The following is a 16,642-nucleotide window of genomic DNA, read 5'->3' as shown; positions in this document are numbered from 1 at the left end:
TCGTGGCGCCGCCTATTGCGCCGGAAATACGCGCAAGGCGCGCGGCACTGCCGTCACGCCGTCGCCTATCGACAGTTGCAGATCGCGCCACGATTCGCGATCGAGTTCCGCCTCGAGCACATTGCCTTCGCGGCCCGCCAGTTCCACACGCACCGAGCCGCCGAGCGTCACCACGCGCCGCACGTCGACCACAATGCCTTCGCGATGGCCGGACGCTTGCGGATACAACTGCAGATCGTGCGGACGTACATAGGCGAACGCCGGTCCGCTGAAACCGGCCGTGATCGCGACCGGCAACGCCGCGCCGTCGACCACGAAGCCGCTTGCATCCACGTTGCCGTGCAGACGGTTCGCCGCGCCGAGAAACTCGTAGACGAACGAAGTTTGCGGATGGTCGTACACGTCCTGCGGACTGCCCACCTGCTCCACATGCCCGCGATTCAACACGACGATACGGTCGGCCACTTCGAGCGCCTCTTCCTGATCGTGCGTGACGAAGATCGTCGAGATATGCAGATCGTCATGCAAACGACGCAGCCAGCTGCGCAACTCCTTGCGCACCTTCGCGTCCAGCGCGCCGAACGGTTCGTCGAGCAGCAGGACCTTCGGCTCGACAGCGAGCGCACGCGCCAACGCAATCCGCTGCCGTTGACCACCCGACAGTTCCGACGGGTAGCGTTGCGCGAGCCAGTCGAGTTGCACGAGCTTCAGCAGTTCATGCACCTTCTCGCGAATCACCGCTTCCGAAGGCCGTTCCTTGCGCGGCTTCACGCGCAAGCCGAACGCGACATTCTCGAACACCGTCATATGACGGAACAGCGCGTAATGCTGGAACACGAAGCCGACTTCACGCTCGCGCGCACCAACCGTCGCCACGTCCTGGCCTTGCAGCACGACCTGGCCAGCATCCGCGTATTCGAGCCCGGCAATCACACGCAGCAAGGTGGTCTTGCCACAACCCGACGGCCCGAGCAGCGCAACCAGTTCGCCCGGGGGAAAGTCGAGCGAAACGTTGTCGAGCGCGACGAAATCGCCGAAGCGCTTTTGCAGGTTACGAACGGTGATACCCATTACAGCTCTCCTTGCTTGAGCGCGTGTTGATGCGATGCATGCGTTGCATTGACGGACTGTGAAGCAGACTGTGAAGCGGACGGCGGCGTGACCGGCCCTGCATACGCCGGCACATCGCGCGCGGCCGACAGTTCCGCCGACATATGGCGCTCGGCGAGCAGCTTCAGGCCGAGCGTGACGAGTGCGAGCAAGGCCAGCACCGACGCCACGGCAAACGCCGCCGAGAAGTTGTATTCGTTATAGAGAATTTCGACGTGCAGCGGCATCGTGTCGGTCTGACCGCGAATGTGGCCGGACACCACCGACACCGCGCCGAACTCGCCCATCGCCCGCGCGTTACACAGAATCACGCCGTACAGCAGGCCCCATTTCACGTTCGGCAGCGTAACGCGCCGGAAGATCTGCCAACCCGATGCGCCAAGCACGTGAGCGGCTTCTTCTTCGTCGTTGCCTTGCGCCTGCATCAGCGGAATCAGTTCACGCGCGACGAACGGGAACGTGACGAAGATCGTCGCCAGCACGATGCCCGGCACCGCGAAGATGATCTGCACGTTGTGGTCCTGCAGCCACGGACCGAACCAGCCCTGCGCGCCGAACATCAGCACGTAGATCAAACCGGAGATCACCGGCGAGACCGAGAACGGCAGATCGATCAACGTGGTCAACAATGCCTTGCCACGGAACTCGAACTTGGCGATACACCATGACGCCGCGAGGCCGAACACGAGATTCAGCGGCACCGCAATCGCGGCTGTGATCACGGTGAGTTTGATGGCCGACAACGCGTCCGGATCGACCAGCGATTCCAGATAGAAGCCAATGCCCTTGCTCAAGGCCTGATAGAACACGGCGACGAGCGGCACGACGAGGAACAAGGCGAGAAACAGCAACGCGATCCCGGTCAGAAGCCAGCGCACGACGGGGGGCTCGGTAACGGGATCGGGCCGGCGCGCGATATTGAGCGGCGCGCGCGGCGCCACGGCGACGGTCGTGGCATCCGCGCCATTCAGAGAGTTGCGGCTCATTGCACACCTCCGCCGACACCGATCGCCGCCACACTCGCGGCGGCAGGCGCCGGGCCTGCGCCGCCACGGCCCGTGCGGCGCTGCAGATACCACTGCAGCGTATTGATCAACAAGAGCATCAGGAACGACACCACCAGCATCACGACCGCAATCGCGGTGGCGCCAGCGTAATCGTATTGTTCGAGTTTGGTAATGATCAGCAGCGAGGTGATTTCCGATTTCATCGGCACGTTACCCGCAATGAAAATCACTGAGCCGTATTCGCCGAGCGCCCGCGCGAACGCCAGCGCGAAACCCGTGAGCAAAGCCGGGAACACCGCGGGCAACACCACGCGCCGAAACGTCAGCCAACGCGACGCGCCGAGGCACGCAGCCGCCTCTTCCTGTTCACGCTCGAACTCTTCGAGCACCGGCTGCACGGTCCGCACGACGAACGGCAAACCGATAAACGTCAGCGCGATCAGCACGCCGGCCGGCGTGAAAGCGATCTTGATGCCGAGCGGTTCGAGAAACTGTCCGATCCAGCCGTTGCCCGCATACACCGCCGCGAGCGAAATACCGGCCACGGAAGTCGGCAAAGCGAACGGCAGATCGACCACCGCGTCGACGATACGCTTGAACGGGAAGGTATAACGCACCAGCACCCACGCGACCAGAAAGCCGAACACCGCGTTGATCAGCGCGCCGCCAAGGGCCGAGAAAAACGTCAGGCGATACGACGCGAGCACGCGCGGCGAGCTGACCGCGCGCACGAACTGAGGCCAGTCGAGCGTCGCGGTCTTGAGAAAGGTCGCCGCAAGCGGAATCAGCACCACGAGGCTCAGATAAGCCACCGTGATGCCGAGTGTCAGGCCAAAACCGGGCAACGCGCTCGGTTTTCGGAAGGTCAACGTCGTCATGCTCAGTACTCTTTCAGGGTTGAGGCCGGCGGCTCTTTTTCCGTCCGCCTGGCTGGCCAAAAAGCGCGCCTCGCGGGCGCGCTTTCTGGCGAAGTGTGACTACGCGTTCAACTGCGGCGTCTAACTGCGCATCTCGTCCGGTTGACTACCCGTTACTGCGGCGAGTAGATCGAATCGAACACACCGCCGTCGGCAAAGTGCGTCTTCTGCGCGTTCGCCCAGCCGCCGAACGAATCGTCCACCGTGTACAACTTCAGCTTCGGGAACTTCGACGTCAGCTCGGCCGGCACCTTGTTCGAACGCGGACGGTAGAAGTTCTTCGCGGCGATTTCCTGACCTTCCTCGCTGTACAGGAAGTTCAGATACGCTTCCGCCACCTTGCGTGTGCCGTGCTTGTCGACCACCTTGTCCACCACCGCAACCGGCGGCTCGGCCAGAATGCTCACCGACGGCACGACGATTTCAAACTTCTCCGGACCGAATTCCTTCAGCGAGAGGAACGCCTCGTTTTCCCACGCAATCAGCACGTCGCCGATACCGCGTTGCACGAAGCTGGTGGTCGCGCCACGCGCGCCCGAATCCAGCACGCCGGCATTCTTATAGAGCTTGCCGACGAATTCCTTCGCCTTCTGGTCGTTGCCGCCCGGCTGATGTTCAGCATAGGCCCACGCGGCCAGGTAGTTCCAGCGCGCGCCTCCCGAGGTCTTCGGATTCGGCGTGACGATCGACACACCCGGTTTGATCAGATCGTCCCAATCCTTGATGTGCTTCGGGTTGCCCTTGCGCACCAGAAACACGATCGTCGACGTGTACGGCGAGGCGTTGTCCGGCAACCGCTTTTGCCAGCCCTTGTCGAGCAGACCCTTGTTGGCCAGCGCGTCGATGTCATAGGCAAGCGCCAGGGTCACGACGTCCGCCTGCAAACCGTCCAGCACCGAGCGTGCTTGCGCACCCGAGCCGCCGTGCGACTGCTTGAAGGTGACCGTCTCGCCCGTTTTCGCCTTCCATTCCTTGCCGAATGCCTGGTTGACGTCCTGGTACAACTCACGTGTCGGGTCGTACGACACGTTCAGCAGCGTCGTGTCGGCTGCATGTGCCGGCGCCGTGACGCCGACCGCGGCGATCGTACCGACTGCGCCGAATGCGAGCGCCGCGATAAGTTTTCTGGTCTTGCCTGCCAGCCCCGTGCCCTGATGGTTCATGCCAACTTTCTCCGCGTTGTAGTCCGCTGAAACAGCGTGTGGTGTTGTTTTGCGTCGCGGTCACGTGCACATGAGCGCCAACTCGAAGGGCAGTCTATCGAAGAGCTTTCATCATTAAAAATAATGTTTCTTCATTCTTTAATACGCAAAAGTGGTAATGACGGCCGGATAAGGCGTTGCGGCACGAAAACGGGTGTTGAAGCGTCTATTTACGACGCTGGAACGCCACCCCGGGCCGCGAACTTAAAGTAAAGCTTGAATTGCGCGGAATACTGTATAAAAATACAGGCACCTGTTCATACATACAGTGGCGCCATGACCAAACTCACCGCACGACAGCAGCAGGTTTTCGATCTGATCCGCCGGGCCATCGAACGCACCGGCTTTCCGCCCACCCGCGCGGAGATCGCCGCCGAGCTGGGTTTCAGCTCGGCCAATTCGGCAGAAGAGCATCTGCGCGCCCTCGCCCGCAAGGGCGTGATCGAACTGGCAGCCGGCGCATCGCGCGGCATTCGCCTGCTGGGCGGATCCGAAGATTCGCCGTACCAGTTCACGCTGCCGCACGCCAGCATCATGCAACTGTCGTTGCCGCTGATCGGCCGGGTTGCAGCGGGTAGCCCGATCCTCGCGCAGGAACATATCTCGCAGCACTACGCCTGCGACCCGGCGCTGTTCTCGAGCAAGCCGGACTACCTGCTGAAGGTGCGCGGGCTGTCCATGCGCGACGCAGGCATCTTCGACGGCGACCTGCTCGCGGTGCAGAAGAAAAGCGAAGCCAAAGACGGCCAGATCATCATCGCGCGCCTTGGCGACGACGTGACGGTCAAGCGCTTGAAGCGCCGCCCGAACGGTATCGAGCTGATTGCCGAGAACCCCGATTACGACAACATCTTCGTTGAAACCGGCAGCGCGGAATTTGCGCTCGAGGGCATAGCCGTCGGGCTGATCCGCCCGGGCGAGTTCTAACCGCCCACTTGTACGCCAAACCCAAAGCTGCCCCAACGTTGAATCGCCTGGAGAGACTCATGGAACGCCTTGCCCGCCTGCTGCCTTTTCGCCAGTTCGGTCGTTTGCGTCATCTGCGCAAGCTGGTGCCGTGTTCGCTGATCGAGGCGTCCCCGGCCAGTTCTCCATCGCTATCGCTGTTCGACGCGCCCGTCGGCGTACCGGGCTTGCCGTCCTCGTTGCCGGCTTTTGCTCGCGTGTCGTTGAATTCGGGGCTGAATACGGCTGAACCCGCGCGTCGTGCGCCGGTGCGCGTGTATCACGGACCGTCGCGGCTGATCATGGTCGGCACGGTAGACGCCGTGTGCCGCATGATCGATCGTTGTATCGCAGATGAAGCCAACGTGCACGGCGCGGTGTTCGAGTCATAAGCTGCATTGCGCGTGCATCGCATTCCATTGCGGCTGTACGACGCGCGACACCCGGCGTAAGGTCGTTCACCTAGCCGCGCCCTCTCGGATATCGCATCGCCTGGGATCGTTTTTGCGTGGTCGCGGTCCACGTTAGATCACACCTGATGGAGAGTCCCACTCGATGGCAGTTTCAACACGCACGAAACGCAGCGCCGCCCGGCCACTGATCGTCACCTTGATTGTGATTGTGGTGATTGCCGCGTTGGGGTTCTGTTACGCGTCGCCTTACATGGCGCTGAATACCCTCAAACGCGCGGCGGATGCGCGTGATGCACAAACCGTCAATGAATACGTCGATTTTCCCGCGTTGCGCGAGAGCCTGAAGCAGCAGGTCACCGGCCTGTTGACGCGCCGGCTCGACGTCCAAGGCAATGGCAATCCGCTCGCGGCGATTGGCGCGATGATCGGCGTGGCCTTGATCGGCCCGCTGGTCGACGCTTATGCAACACCCGACGGCGTCGCGGCATTGCTGAATGGGATGCCGCCGCGCGGCAACCCGGGTGAGCGCCCTCCTGTTCCGGCTGGCGCCGGAAATCCGCCGACCGCACCGGCGGCGGCGCCCGAACCGGCGCCTCCTGCTGCGGGCAATAATGGAAACAGCGCCACGCCACCCCAACCGCCGCAAACCACGGCGGGCTACCGCGGCCTTAATGAGTTCGTCGTCAGCTATCAGCATGGTGCTGGTGACGCGCGTTACTCGGCGATCTTGCGGCGCGAAGGTTTGTTCACATGGAAGCTGGCTGCGGTCAATCTGAACGAGTGATCACCCAGCGGTCGCTATCGATTTGAGCGTATGAGCGAATCGCGGTTTGGCCGAAGCGATCGCCGCGAACGCGGCGACTGTTCGGTCACGTGGCTCACTAAGATCATTCAACTCATTCAGCCCGGTCCACGTGCTTTGCCCCGCCTTGTGTCAGGCCGCCGCTGCTTGCTGCTGCTCCTGCGCGGAAGAGCACGCCACCAGAATGCTGCAAGAGACCCGGTCGAGCAGCGGAGTATTGCCCGCGCCCATCCACCATCGCGACAGGCCGGTGCGGCAACGATGGCCGACCACCACGAGGTCGACATGCAATTCGTTAGCGAGATTGGCGATCTCGTCGATCGGATGGCCAAACGCAAAATGCCCTTGCGCGGTCACACCGCGCTCGGTGAGCCAGTCCACCCCTTCCTGCAGGATGTCGCGTGCTGTTTTTTCGAAGCTGCCGCATGCCACATCGGTCAGCAGGCCCGCGCTTTGCGCAATGCTCGAGCGCATGTCGACCACTGATAGTAAGTGCGTTTCCGCCTTTAGATCCAACGCCAGGTCGGCGCCGCAACGTAACGCTTTGCGGCCTTCGCGCGAGCCGTCGTAGCACAGCAGGATTTTCTGGTAGCTCGCCATGATTTTTCTCCCATCCGCGAGGAACGCGGTCTGAATGAATCATGGTGCGCCGCAATTCAGGTTGCAAGGGATGGAAAACGCTAAGTGCGCCCTAAATAGGTGCGTGCTGGATTTGTGGCGGGTTTGGGCTGGGTTTGGGTCACTCCTGAGCTTTTGCCGCAGCGCAAGAAACGCCACCGGCGCATCCGGTGGCGATCAATTCCTCGCTGCCGATGCCATAGAATGAGCGGCCTTGCCGGCCATTTGCGTCTTTTCCCGGAGCCTCGATCGATCCATGTCTGCAGCCGCCATTGAATTCCATCAGGTTAAAAAAAGCTACGGCGATAAGACGGTCGTCGACGGACTGTCGTTTCATGTCAACGCCGGCGAATGTTTCGGTCTGCTCGGCCCGAATGGCGCGGGCAAGACCACCACGTTGCGCATGCTGCTCGGCATCGCTGCACCGGATGCCGGCACGATCCGCCTGTGCGGCGAACCGATTCCCGGCCGCGCGCGCGTGGCCCGGGCGCGTGTCGGCGTCGTGCCTCAGTTCGACAATCTCGATCCCGATTTCACGGTCCGCGAAAACCTGCTGGTGTTCGGCCGTTACTTCGGTCTGAGCGCCGCGCAATGCCGCGCGATGGTGCCGTCGCTGCTCGAATTCGCGCGTCTCGAGAGCAAGGCGGATGCACGTGTGAGCGAACTGTCTGGCGGCATGAAGCGGCGCTTGACGCTGGCTCGCGCGCTCGTCAACGACCCCGACGTGCTGATCATGGACGAACCGACCACCGGCCTCGATCCGCAAGCGCGCCACCTGATCTGGGAACGGCTGCGCTCGCTGCTCGCACGCGGCAAGACCATTCTGTTGACCACGCACTTCATGGAAGAAGCCGAACGACTGTGCCACCGCCTGTGCGTGATCGAGGAAGGCCGCAAGATCGCCGAAGGCGCGCCGCGTGCATTGATCGCTTCGGAGATCGGCTGTGATGTGATCGAAATCTTCGGACCCGATCCGGTTGCGTTGCGCGACGAACTGGCGCCGCTTGTCGAGCGCACCGAGATCAGTGGCGAGACGCTCTTCTGCTATGTGAACGACGCGCAACCCGTGCATGCCCGCCTCAAGCAACGCGCCGATCTGCGCTACCTGCATCGCCCGGCGAATCTGGAAGATGTGTTCCTGCGTCTGACTGGGCGCGAGATGCAGGACTGACGCGACTCGACATCGGCTCAGCTCGCAATCCTCTACAGCTATAACGACACGGCAAGAGACACGCAATGGACGCACGCACTTACGAACCACACGGCGAGACACCGCCGAAGCAGGAGACCTTCGCCGCTTTCCCGGCCAACGCCGTCAACTGGATTGCGGTGTGGCGCCGCAACTATCTGGTCTGGCGCAAGCTCGCGATTGCTTCGATGTTCGGCAATCTTGCCGATCCGATGATCTATCTGTTCGGCCTGGGTTTCGGGCTTGGGCTGATGGTCGGGCATGTCGACGGCGTCTCGTACATCGCGTTTCTTGCTGCCGGCACGGTGGCATCGAGCGTGATGATGTCGGCGAGTTTCGAGTCGATGTATTCGGGCTTTTCGCGCATGCACGTGCAGCGCACGTGGGAGGCGATCATGCATACGCCGCTCACGCTCGGCGACATTGTGCTTGGCGAAGTGATGTGGGCGGGCAGCAAGTCGATGCTATCGGGCGCGGCGATCATGCTGGTCGCGGGGGGTCTCGGCTACGCGAGTTTTCCGTCGATGTTGCTGGCGTTGCCGGTGATTGTGCTCACGGGGCTCGCGTTCGCGAGTGTGGCGATGGTGGTGACGGCGCTGGCTCCCTCGTATGACTTTTTTATGTTTTATCAGACGTTGGTGTTGACGCCGATGTTGCTGTTGTCTGGGGTGTTTTTTCCTGTTTCACAGTTGCCTGCTGCGGCGCGGGTAGTGACTGGGCTTTTGCCGTTGGCGCATGCTGTTGATCTGATTCGGCCGGCTATGCTGGAGCGGCCTTTTGATGGTGTGGTTTTGCATGTTGCCGTGCTGGTGGTTTATGCGGTAGGGGGGTTTGTTGTTTCGGCGGTTTTGTTTCGGCGGAGGATGATGAAGTAAGGTCTGGGGCCTGCGGCCGGGTTTTTGCCTGCGCGGCGCTTTTTGTCTGTGTTCTGGCTGTTGTGCCTTTCCTTGATTTGGTAGTGGTCTATTAGCGTTGCCCCTGTGCGGGGCGGCACTTACTTTCTTTGCCGCCGCAAAGAAAGATAAGCAAAGAAAGCGGCTCAAACCGCTAATGCTAAGTGGGCACCGTGGTCTGCTGCGGGTAGTGGTGCGACTGGAATCCGTGTTCTCGCACATTCCGCGCTAGTGACAAAGGAGTCATCAGCTCCCACTCCGCACTGCGTGCGTCGCGGACGGGTCTGCATGGGAAACCACGGGCTTCGGTTGAGTTTTGTGGGGGCCGTCGGCTTCGCCTCGGCGAGGCGCCTCTGCACTCGGCCGGGAACCCCTACTTAAAATCATATGTCGGTGTGCCGCAATCGCGGGCACGATCACTATCGCAGTCACAGCCACAGTTGCGGTTGCAATCACAGTGGCTGTGCAATGACGAGCCGCGGCTCGATGGCAACGCATGAGCGCCAAAACGCAGCGATCGGTTTTATGAATGGCTCTTCGGCGCGCGCAGCGCCGCCGGAAGTATGACGCCCTTGTCACAAGCCTAAGCAGCGGCACGAACACAGATTCCAGTCGCACCACTACCCCAGGCAAACCACGGTGCCCACTTAGCAGGGGCTTCTAGCCGCTTTCTTTGCTTATCTTTCTTTGCGGCGGCAAAGAAAGTAAGTGCCGCCCCGCACAGGGGCAACACTAATAGACCACTAACAAAACAAGGAAAGGCCAACGCCCTAAGCACACTGACAACAAGCGTCGCGCAGACAAAAAACCCAACCATCAATCCTCATCATCCGTCCAAGGAATATCCACATCAGAAATAAAAGCCACCGTCGCAAACGGCCCCCCATCCTGCCGCCCGATCTTCCCATCAGCCCGTTGCCATTCAACTCTAAAGACCGTCGCCGGATCATCGGCGATCAACCGCACCGTCCGAATCTCATCCGGGTCCTGCTCCTCGACAGGACCATCAAGCGACACTTGCAATTCCTGTGGCCACAACCCATCAGTCGGATCGTAAATCCTGTCGCCGTCCGGGATCAGCGTGAATGCCTCTACGCCAATCGTCGCCGATGCCTCGACGATCATCTTGCCCAACGCGCGCAGCAACGCCGTCGCCCGTGCCGAGTTGGCCTGGCGAATTGCAAGATCCCCGCGCGTCAGCGCCTGCTCAAGTTTTGGGTTTGTTTTTTGTTGCGCCATTCGATGTCCTGAGTCCTATCGCTCTGTTGTGGGCGGCACGCCCATTCATCGCGCACCGTGCTCCATTTTTCGGGCTGAATCCTACCACTGGTATGGGCCATAGCACCGCCAGCCGTGCAGCAGAGGCCGACCAGCCCGCCCCGTCCCCACAGTTTAGGTCGTGATTCGCCGTCCGGCAGGGAGATTTGCCTTTCAACGCGCTTCGCCGCGCTTTCGACCTGGCTTTGGCACTGCAGCATTCGTGGGCCTGGCACCGCCGATTTCTGCGATCAGGTGGTCGCGGAACGCCTTCACCGACGGCGGCAACTCCCGCCCAGCCATCGTCTGAACCTGGATGCTGCGCTGGCGCAACTGCGGATGCGTCAGCGGCATCGCGACGAAGCCGTCGCCGGCGTAACGGTCGCGCACCGACAGCAGCCCCGTGAACATGATCGCGCCGGACTTCTGTGCGTAACGGTACATCGCGCCGCTATTGTTGCAGGTGAGATCGGGCTCGAGCAGCACGCCTTCGAGCGCGCAGGTGATGTCGATCAGCTGCCGGATAGTCGTACCAGGCTCCGGCAGTACCAATGGATAGCGCTGCAGGTCGGCGAGCGACACCTTCGCGCGCCCGGCCAGCGGATGATCGGCGCGCAGCAACGCCAGCACCGGCGCGCGCTCGGTGTGTTCAACCTTGACGCCCTTTTCCGGCGCGAGACTGAACGTCAGCGCGAGATCGGCGTCGCCATCGCGCACCCGGCGAGTGGCCTCGCCCGGTGGCATCACGGAGAGCGTGAAGTCGATCCCGGGGTAGTGGCGACGGAACGCCGCCATCGCGCTGGGCAGGAAATCCGCGGCGAAGCCCTCCGAACTGGCGACCTTGATCATGCTGCCATGCAAGGCCTCGAGGCCGCCGATCTCCTTCATCACATGCTCCGCCTCGAGCAGGCTGCGCTGTGCGTAGGCGAGCAGACGCTCGCCCGCTTCGGAGAGCGACATGCCGCGTGGCCGCCGCTCGAACAGCGCGACGCCGAGGTCGCTTTCGAGCCGCGCGATCTGCCGGCTGATCGCCGACACGGCCACATGCAGCCGCGCGGACGCGTCGCTAATCGAGCCGGTGCGCGCCACTTCGACGAAATAGCGCAATGCGATGCCGTGTAATGAAAGTGCCATGAGCGACGCCTTTTGCAAGCGGATGTGGCCGTGTGCCAATGTATCGAGCTTTGCCTTTTCGGCAACGGAAGCTTCGAAAGACGATCATTGTGACAAAAATATCGGCCTCCTAGAATCGTTTCGAAGTTGATGGCCGCGAACCGGACGTGCCACGCCCGGCGCCGCGTCGCCACTATCCCCCGCACCCCGCATCGGAGACAGATATGAGCCGCAACCAGGCCATCGAACACGCAACGCATCATTTCGAATCAGGCGCTTTCCTCGAGAACCTCAACCGGCGCGTCGGATTTCGCACGGAAAGCCAGGAAAACGATCGCGCGGCTACGTTGCTGTCGTATCTGACCGATGAGATCACGCCCGAAGTCGAAGGGCTCGGCTTCAGCACACGCATCGTCGATAACCCGGCGGAAGGATTCGGGCCGTTCCTGTTCGCCAATCGTCACGAAGACGACAGTCTGCCCACCGTACTGATCTACGGCCACGGCGACGTCGTGCGCGGCTACGACAGTCAATGGCGCGCGCCGCTGACACCTTGGGCCGTGACGATCGAAGGCGAACGCTGGTATGGCCGCGGCACCGCCGACAACAAAGGCCAGCACACCATCAATCTCGCGGCGCTAGCGAGCGTGCTGGCCGCGCGCGACGGCAAGCTCGGCTTCAACGCAAAACTGCTGATCGAGATGGGCGAGGAAACCGGCTCGCCAGGGCTCGACGCGATCTGCCACAAACATAAAGAAGAACTGGCCGCGGACGTGCTGATAGCCTCCGATGGCCCCCGTCTCGCCGCACGCCGCCCCACCGTGTTCCTCGGTTCGCGCGGCTCGGTGAACTTCAAGCTCTCGCTGAATTTGCGCGACGGCGCGCATCACTCGGGCAACTGGGGCGGTTTGTTGCGCAACCCGGCCACCGTGCTGGCGAACGTACTTGCAAGCCTCGTCGATGCGCGTGGCGTAATCGCTGTCGACGGCTTGCGTCCGCCGCCGATTCCGGAAGCGGTGCGTCGCGCATTGGCGGATATCACGGTAGGCGGCGGTCCGAACGATCCGGCCGTCGACGATAACTGGGGCGAACCCGGCCTCACGCCGCCAGAACGTGTGTTCGGCTGGAACAGCTTCGAAGTGCTGGCGTTCAAGGCTGGCAATCCCGAGAACCCGGTCAATGCCATCCCGTCATCAGCGTTCGCGCATTGCCAGTTGCGCTTCGTGGTCGGCACCGACTGGGAAAACCTGGAACAGCACCTGCGCAAGCATCTGGATGCGAATGGCTTCTCGTTCGTCGAGATCAGCGTCGAGCGTGGTGCGCCGGCAACGCGTCTGAATCCCGACGACCCGTGGGTCACGTGGGCCATCGCTTCGCTCGAACAGACCACCGGCAAGAAGACGGCCGTGCTGCCGAACCTCGGCGGCACGCTGCCCAACGAAGTGTTCGCCGACACGCTCGGACTGCCGACCATCTGGGTGCCGCATTCGTACCCGGCCTGCTCGCAGCACGCGCCGAACGAGCATCTGCTCGGACCGGTGGTGCGCGAGGGTCTGCAGATCATGGCTGGGCTCTTCTGGGATCTCGGCGAGAACTCGCCGCATTCAACCGCAACGACCCCACAAGCCGCGGCCTGAGCGATCAACGCAGTACGCCTGCCGCCAACCCGCAGTTAACTGTTAGCCGCATCCGCCACGAGACACGCCACGATGAGCACGTCCACCTTGCAAGCCAGCGCCGCGCGGCCGTCCGCCGCAAAGGTCCATCGCATCATTCTCGCGGCGTCGATCGGCAATGCGCTTGAATGGTTCGACCTCGTCGTCTATGGATTTTTCGCGGTGACGATCGCGAAGCTGTTTTTCCCGGCGAGCACCGAAGCAATTTCGTTGATGCTCACGCTCGGCACCTTCGGCATCTCGTACATGATCCGGCCGCTCGGCGGACTCGTGCTCGGCTCGCTCGCGGATCGTGCGGGGCGCAAGGTGTCGCTGCTGCTGTCGATCGGCTTGATGATGATCGGCACGTTGACGATCGCCGTGATGCCGCCGTACGCCGCGATCGGTCTATGGGCGCCAGCCGGCATCATGCTGTCGCGACTCGTTCAAGGCTTCTCGGCGGGTGGCGAGTTCGGCGCTTCCACCGCGTTTCTGGTCGAGCATGCACCCGAGCGGCGCGGCTTCATGGGTAGCTGGCAGTTCGCCAGTCAGGGCATGGCGACGCTGCTCGCCTCCGGCTTCGGCGCGTTGCTGACGAGCCAGCTCACATCGGCGCAACTCGAATCGTGGGGCTGGCGTATTCCGTTTCTGTTCGGCCTCGCGATCGGCCCGGTCGGCTTCTATATTCGCCGCTACGTGGACGAAGGCGCCGAGTTCAACACGGAGCCGAAAACCCGCACACCGCTGCGCGATCTGTTCGGCACGCAGAAGGTGCGCATGCTGCTCGCGGTCGGCTCGCTGGTTATTTCGACCGCGGCCAATTACATGATTCTGTACATGCCGACCTATGCGATCAAGCAACTGCATCTGCCCGCTTCGACCGGCTTCTCAGCGACGCTCGCAACGGGAATCGTGCTGACGGTGCTCACACCGTTCGCCGGCCACCTGTCCGATAGCCTGGGACGCATCCGCATCATGGCCGTCGCCGCGACGTTGATGCTGCTGACTGTCTATCCGACCTTCGTGTATATGAATGCGCATCCGTCGTTCGCCACGATGCTGCTGGCGTTGATCTGGATCGGCGTATTGAAGGCGACGTACTTCGGCGCACTGCCTGCGCTGATGTCGGAGATTTTCCCGACGCAGACACGCGCAACCGGTCTCGCGGTCAGCTATAACATCGGCGTGACGGTGTTCGGCGGCTTTGCGCCCTTCGTGATCACGTGGCTGATCGACGCGAGCGGCAACAAGCTCGCGCCCGGCTTCTATCTGATGTTCTGCGCGGTGGTGAGTTTGCTGGCGCTCAATGCAGTGCGCTCGACGCTGAAGATTCGTTGAGCGAGCTTGGGTGAGCCTTGGGCGACGTTGATTGAGTTCGAGGCAAGCAAGGCGGATCGACTCGCCTTGCCGCCCCAGCAGCTACATCAAGGCGCCGGATTAGGCTGCAATTCATGCAGCTTATCGATCTCCGCGAGCACTTCCGGCGAAAGTTTCACCTCGGCGCTGGCGATGTTTTCCTTCAACTGATCGAGCGACGTGGCGCCGATCAGATTGCTCGTCAGGAACGGCCGGCTATTGACGAAGGCCAGCGCGAACTGCGCGGGCGACAAACCGTGACGCTTCGCCAGTTCCACATAGCGCGTGGTTGCCTGAATCGCCTGCGGCTTGCTGTAGCGTTGAAAGCGCTCGAACAGCGTGATACGGGCGCCGTCCGGACGCGCGCCGCCTTCATACTTGCCCGACAACCAGCCGAAGGCCAGCGGCGAATACGCAAGCAGACCAATGTTGTCGCGATGCGCGTATTCGGACAGACCCACTTCGTACGTGCGGTTCAACAGGCTATACGGATTCTGGATACTGACGATGCGCGGCAAGCCGAGCTTTTCCGCCGCGCGCAAAAACTGCGCGACGCCCCAGGGCGTTTCGTTCGACACGCCGATATGGCGAATCTTGCCTGCCTTGACGAATTCGGCGAGCACCGACAGCGTTTCTTCGATCGGCACCGTATATTCGTCATCGACCCACGGATAAGCCGGACGGCCGAACGTCATCGTGCTGCGATCCGGCCAGTGCAACTGATACAGATCGACGTAGTCCGTTTGCAGACGCTTCAGACTATCGTTGAGCGCTTCGGTCAGGTTCTTGCGGTCGAACTGGTTGCCCTCGCCGCGAATATGACGCGGATTGTGCGGCTGACGCGCCGGGCCGGCGATTTTGGTGGCCAGCACGATCTTCTCGCGCGCGCTGCGATGCTGTGCGATCCACGTGCCGATATAGCGCTCGGTCGAGCCTTGCGTCTCGGGGCGTGGCGGCACCGGGTACATTTCCGCGGCGTCGATCAGATTGACGCCATGATCGAGCGCGTAATCGATCTGCGCGTGCGCTTCCTGCTCGGTATTCTGCTCGCCCCATGTCATGGTGCCGAGACCGATCAGGCTAACCTTCACATCCGAGTCGCCGAGTCTGCGGTATTCCATCGAACCTGTCCTGTTGATTGTGAAAACGGAAAACGGTGACGTTACCATGCCGGCGCAATGCCTGCAGCGCAGCTAAAATGCTGCTTCAGCGGGCGCTCGCACCACCTCGCTCAATGAACTTTCCGTCGACCCACTTGCGATGAATCCCGAACACCTCGAACTGCTGGTCACGCGCGTGATGCCTTACGGAAAATACAAAGGCCGACTGATCGCGGACCTACCCGGCCACTATCTGAACTGGTTTGCGAGCCAGGGCTTTCCGACGGGCGAAATCGGCCGTCTGCTGGCATTGATGCACGAGATCGATCACAACGGTCTGTCGTCGCTGATCGAGCCGTTACGCAAGCGCTGAGAGCGACACCTTCGGCAAATGCCAGCCATAGGTCACTGCCAGTACGCGCAAGACGAAGCACGCCGCGCCGCCTGCTAAAGCCGCGACGCCCGGCGACAAGCCGGCTCGCCGCGCGACCACCACAACGAATGCGCCGGCAAAAGCAGCGGTCGCATAGATGTCGGCATGCAGCACCAGCGGCACGCGCGCCATCAGCACGTCGCGGATCACGCCGCCGCCCACACCGGTGACGGTGCCCATCAGCATCGCGATAAACGGACGGATTCCGAACAGCAGCGCTTTCTCTACGCCCGCGACGGCAAAGAGCGCGAGGCCGGCGGCGTCCAGCACGGTAATCAGCGCGACAGGAAACTGCTGCACCGTCGAATGGAAAATGAACGTGAGCAGACCGGTGGCGAACGTCAAGGCCGGATAACGCCAGTCGCGTATCGCGTTAGGCGGTGAGTCGCCGATCAACAAGTCGCGGATCACCCCGCCGCCGAGCGCCGCGACAAACGAGATCACCATCACGCCCAGCAGATCGAGACCGCCGCGCATCGCGCTCACCGCGCCCTCGATTGCGAAAACAACCGTGCCGGCCAGATCGGCCGCGAGAACGAGCGTTTCGACTTTCGGCTTTATTTTTTGTATCGACAATGTCGGCATCGACGCATCACCCTTTCTGTCTACGAGTAGGCGAAAAGGTATAGCGA

At 61.9% G+C, this 16,642-nt stretch carries 17 protein-coding genes; 8 read left to right on the top strand and 9 right to left on the bottom strand.

Annotation, left to right across the window (positions count from 1 at the left end; translation table 11 throughout):
- Positions 1-12: 12 nt before the first annotated feature.
- The 4 genes from BM438_RS01675 to BM438_RS01660 all read right to left on the bottom strand — a co-directional run bounded on the left by BM438_RS01675 (position 13) and on the right by BM438_RS01660 (position 4,197).
- Complete coding sequence (locus tag BM438_RS01675; RefSeq protein ID WP_054034571.1) at positions 13-1,071, bottom strand: sulfate/molybdate ABC transporter ATP-binding protein; 1,059 nt, start codon at positions 1,069-1,071, stop codon at positions 13-15.
- Positions 1,071-2,096: a sulfate ABC transporter permease subunit CysW gene (gene cysW / locus BM438_RS01670; protein ID WP_093632608.1), complete on the bottom strand. Its 1,026-nt coding sequence runs from the start codon at positions 2,094-2,096 to the stop codon at positions 1,071-1,073. The genes BM438_RS01675 and cysW overlap by 1 nt, the downstream gene beginning before the upstream one ends.
- Entirely contained in the window at positions 2,093-2,995 is a 903-nt protein-coding gene (gene cysT / locus BM438_RS01665) for a sulfate ABC transporter permease subunit CysT (RefSeq protein ID WP_093632607.1), read from the bottom strand. Before cysT ends, cysW begins: the two co-directional genes overlap by 4 nt.
- A 152-nt stretch (positions 2,996-3,147) precedes the next feature.
- On the bottom strand, positions 3,148-4,197 hold the full coding sequence (locus BM438_RS01660; protein WP_093632606.1) for a sulfate ABC transporter substrate-binding protein: 1,050 nt from the start codon (positions 4,195-4,197) through the stop codon (positions 3,148-3,150).
- Between the two features lie 315 nt (positions 4,198-4,512).
- On the opposite strand from BM438_RS01660, the gene lexA reads away from it, so the two are divergent.
- The 3 genes from lexA (at position 4,513) to BM438_RS01645 (ending at position 6,378) form a co-directional block, all read left to right on the top strand.
- Complete coding sequence (gene lexA / locus BM438_RS01655) at positions 4,513-5,163, top strand: transcriptional repressor LexA (protein ID WP_054034573.1); 651 nt, start codon at positions 4,513-4,515, stop codon at positions 5,161-5,163.
- Positions 5,164-5,222: 59 nt separating this feature from the next.
- A complete protein-coding gene (locus tag BM438_RS01650; protein WP_093632605.1) occupies positions 5,223-5,573 on the top strand; it encodes a hypothetical protein in 351 nt (116 codons plus the stop codon).
- Positions 5,574-5,736: 163 nt separating this feature from the next.
- Positions 5,737-6,378 (top strand): DUF2939 domain-containing protein, encoded by a 642-nt coding sequence (locus BM438_RS01645; protein ID WP_093632604.1) that lies wholly within the window; start codon positions 5,737-5,739, stop codon positions 6,376-6,378.
- A 150-nt stretch (positions 6,379-6,528) separates the two neighbouring features.
- Here the strand turns inward: BM438_RS01645 and BM438_RS01640 are convergent, their stop codons facing one another.
- Positions 6,529-6,996, bottom strand: a complete 468-nt coding sequence (locus tag BM438_RS01640) for a universal stress protein (protein WP_054034575.1) — start codon at positions 6,994-6,996, stop codon at positions 6,529-6,531.
- A gap of 274 nt (positions 6,997-7,270) precedes the next feature.
- Here BM438_RS01640 and nodI point away from each other — a divergent pair, with 274 nt between their 5' ends.
- Positions 7,271-8,185 (top strand): nodulation factor ABC transporter ATP-binding protein NodI, encoded by a 915-nt coding sequence (nodI, locus tag BM438_RS01635; RefSeq protein ID WP_093632603.1) that lies wholly within the window; start codon positions 7,271-7,273, stop codon positions 8,183-8,185.
- Positions 8,186-8,250: 65 nt separating this feature from the next.
- The gene (locus tag BM438_RS01630; RefSeq protein ID WP_093632602.1) at positions 8,251-9,078 is read left to right on the top strand and encodes an ABC transporter permease; all 828 of its coding nucleotides are present in this window, start codon (positions 8,251-8,253) and stop codon (positions 9,076-9,078) included.
- Positions 9,079-9,912: 834 nt separating this feature from the next.
- On the opposite strand, the gene BM438_RS01625 is transcribed toward BM438_RS01630, so the two are convergent.
- The gene (locus tag BM438_RS01625; protein WP_093632601.1) at positions 9,913-10,335 is read right to left on the bottom strand and encodes a hypothetical protein; all 423 of its coding nucleotides are present in this window, start codon (positions 10,333-10,335) and stop codon (positions 9,913-9,915) included.
- 192 nt (positions 10,336-10,527) lie between these two features.
- Positions 10,528-11,487, bottom strand: a complete 960-nt coding sequence (locus BM438_RS01620) for a LysR family transcriptional regulator (RefSeq protein ID WP_093632600.1) — start codon at positions 11,485-11,487, stop codon at positions 10,528-10,530.
- A gap of 203 nt (positions 11,488-11,690) precedes the next feature.
- Between BM438_RS01620 and BM438_RS01615 the strand changes: the two genes are divergently transcribed.
- Together BM438_RS01615 and BM438_RS01610 are read left to right on the top strand one after the other, a co-directional pair.
- Positions 11,691-13,103, top strand: coding sequence for a M20 family metallopeptidase (locus BM438_RS01615; RefSeq protein ID WP_093632599.1), 1,413 nt, complete (start codon positions 11,691-11,693; stop codon positions 13,101-13,103).
- 72 nt (positions 13,104-13,175) lie between these two features.
- On the top strand, positions 13,176-14,459 hold the full coding sequence (locus BM438_RS01610; protein WP_093632598.1) for an MFS transporter: 1,284 nt from the start codon (positions 13,176-13,178) through the stop codon (positions 14,457-14,459).
- An 86-nt stretch (positions 14,460-14,545) separates the two neighbouring features.
- Here BM438_RS01610 and BM438_RS01605 read toward each other — a convergent pair whose 3' ends face one another.
- Positions 14,546-15,598 carry an NADP(H)-dependent aldo-keto reductase gene (locus BM438_RS01605; protein WP_093632597.1) on the bottom strand — a complete coding sequence of 351 codons (1,053 nt, stop codon included), beginning with the start codon at positions 15,596-15,598 and terminating at the stop codon, positions 14,546-14,548.
- A 139-nt stretch (positions 15,599-15,737) separates the two neighbouring features.
- On the opposite strand from BM438_RS01605, the gene BM438_RS01600 reads away from it, so the two are divergent.
- Positions 15,738-15,950 carry a DUF3820 family protein gene (locus tag BM438_RS01600; RefSeq protein WP_093632596.1) on the top strand — a complete coding sequence of 71 codons (213 nt, stop codon included), beginning with the start codon at positions 15,738-15,740 and terminating at the stop codon, positions 15,948-15,950.
- On the opposite strand, the gene BM438_RS01595 is transcribed toward BM438_RS01600, so the two are convergent.
- Positions 15,936-16,595: a trimeric intracellular cation channel family protein gene (locus BM438_RS01595; protein ID WP_208620594.1), complete on the bottom strand. Its 660-nt coding sequence runs from the start codon at positions 16,593-16,595 to the stop codon at positions 15,936-15,938. The genes BM438_RS01600 and BM438_RS01595 overlap by 15 nt on opposite strands.
- Positions 16,596-16,642: the final 47 nt, after the last annotated feature.

The organism is Paraburkholderia aspalathi, from assembly GCF_900116445.1.
GTDB lineage: Bacteria > Pseudomonadota > Gammaproteobacteria > Burkholderiales > Burkholderiaceae > Paraburkholderia > Paraburkholderia aspalathi.
The sequence above is the reverse complement of the archived record's forward strand: the minus strand, read 5'-3'. Positions and strand labels throughout refer to the sequence as shown.

Bases quoted from the DNA above. Each gene is read 5' to 3' on its own strand.
- BM438_RS01675 (WP_054034571.1), bottom strand. From the start codon at position 1,071: ATGGGTATCACCGTTCGTAACCTGCAAAAGCGCTTCGGCGATTTCGTC.
- cysW (WP_093632608.1), bottom strand. From the start codon at position 2,096: ATGAGCCGCAACTCTCTGAATGGCGCGGATGCCACGACCGTCGCCGTG.
- cysT (WP_093632607.1), bottom strand. From the start codon at position 2,995: ATGACGACGTTGACCTTCCGAAAACCGAGCGCGTTGCCCGGTTTTGGC.
- BM438_RS01660 (WP_093632606.1), bottom strand. From the start codon at position 4,197: ATGAACCATCAGGGCACGGGGCTGGCAGGCAAGACCAGAAAACTTATC.
- lexA (WP_054034573.1), top strand. From the start codon at position 4,513: ATGACCAAACTCACCGCACGACAGCAGCAGGTTTTCGATCTGATCCGC.
- BM438_RS01650 (WP_093632605.1), top strand. From the start codon at position 5,223: ATGGAACGCCTTGCCCGCCTGCTGCCTTTTCGCCAGTTCGGTCGTTTG.
- BM438_RS01645 (WP_093632604.1), top strand. From the start codon at position 5,737: ATGGCAGTTTCAACACGCACGAAACGCAGCGCCGCCCGGCCACTGATC.
- BM438_RS01640 (WP_054034575.1), bottom strand. From the start codon at position 6,996: ATGGCGAGCTACCAGAAAATCCTGCTGTGCTACGACGGCTCGCGCGAA.
- nodI (WP_093632603.1), top strand. From the start codon at position 7,271: ATGTCTGCAGCCGCCATTGAATTCCATCAGGTTAAAAAAAGCTACGGC.
- BM438_RS01630 (WP_093632602.1), top strand. From the start codon at position 8,251: ATGGACGCACGCACTTACGAACCACACGGCGAGACACCGCCGAAGCAG.
- BM438_RS01625 (WP_093632601.1), bottom strand. From the start codon at position 10,335: ATGGCGCAACAAAAAACAAACCCAAAACTTGAGCAGGCGCTGACGCGC.
- BM438_RS01620 (WP_093632600.1), bottom strand. From the start codon at position 11,487: ATGGCACTTTCATTACACGGCATCGCATTGCGCTATTTCGTCGAAGTG.
- BM438_RS01615 (WP_093632599.1), top strand. From the start codon at position 11,691: ATGAGCCGCAACCAGGCCATCGAACACGCAACGCATCATTTCGAATCA.
- BM438_RS01610 (WP_093632598.1), top strand. From the start codon at position 13,176: ATGAGCACGTCCACCTTGCAAGCCAGCGCCGCGCGGCCGTCCGCCGCA.
- BM438_RS01605 (WP_093632597.1), bottom strand. From the start codon at position 15,598: ATGGAATACCGCAGACTCGGCGACTCGGATGTGAAGGTTAGCCTGATC.
- BM438_RS01600 (WP_093632596.1), top strand. From the start codon at position 15,738: ATGAATCCCGAACACCTCGAACTGCTGGTCACGCGCGTGATGCCTTAC.
- BM438_RS01595 (WP_208620594.1), bottom strand. From the start codon at position 16,595: ATGCCGACATTGTCGATACAAAAAATAAAGCCGAAAGTCGAAACGCTC.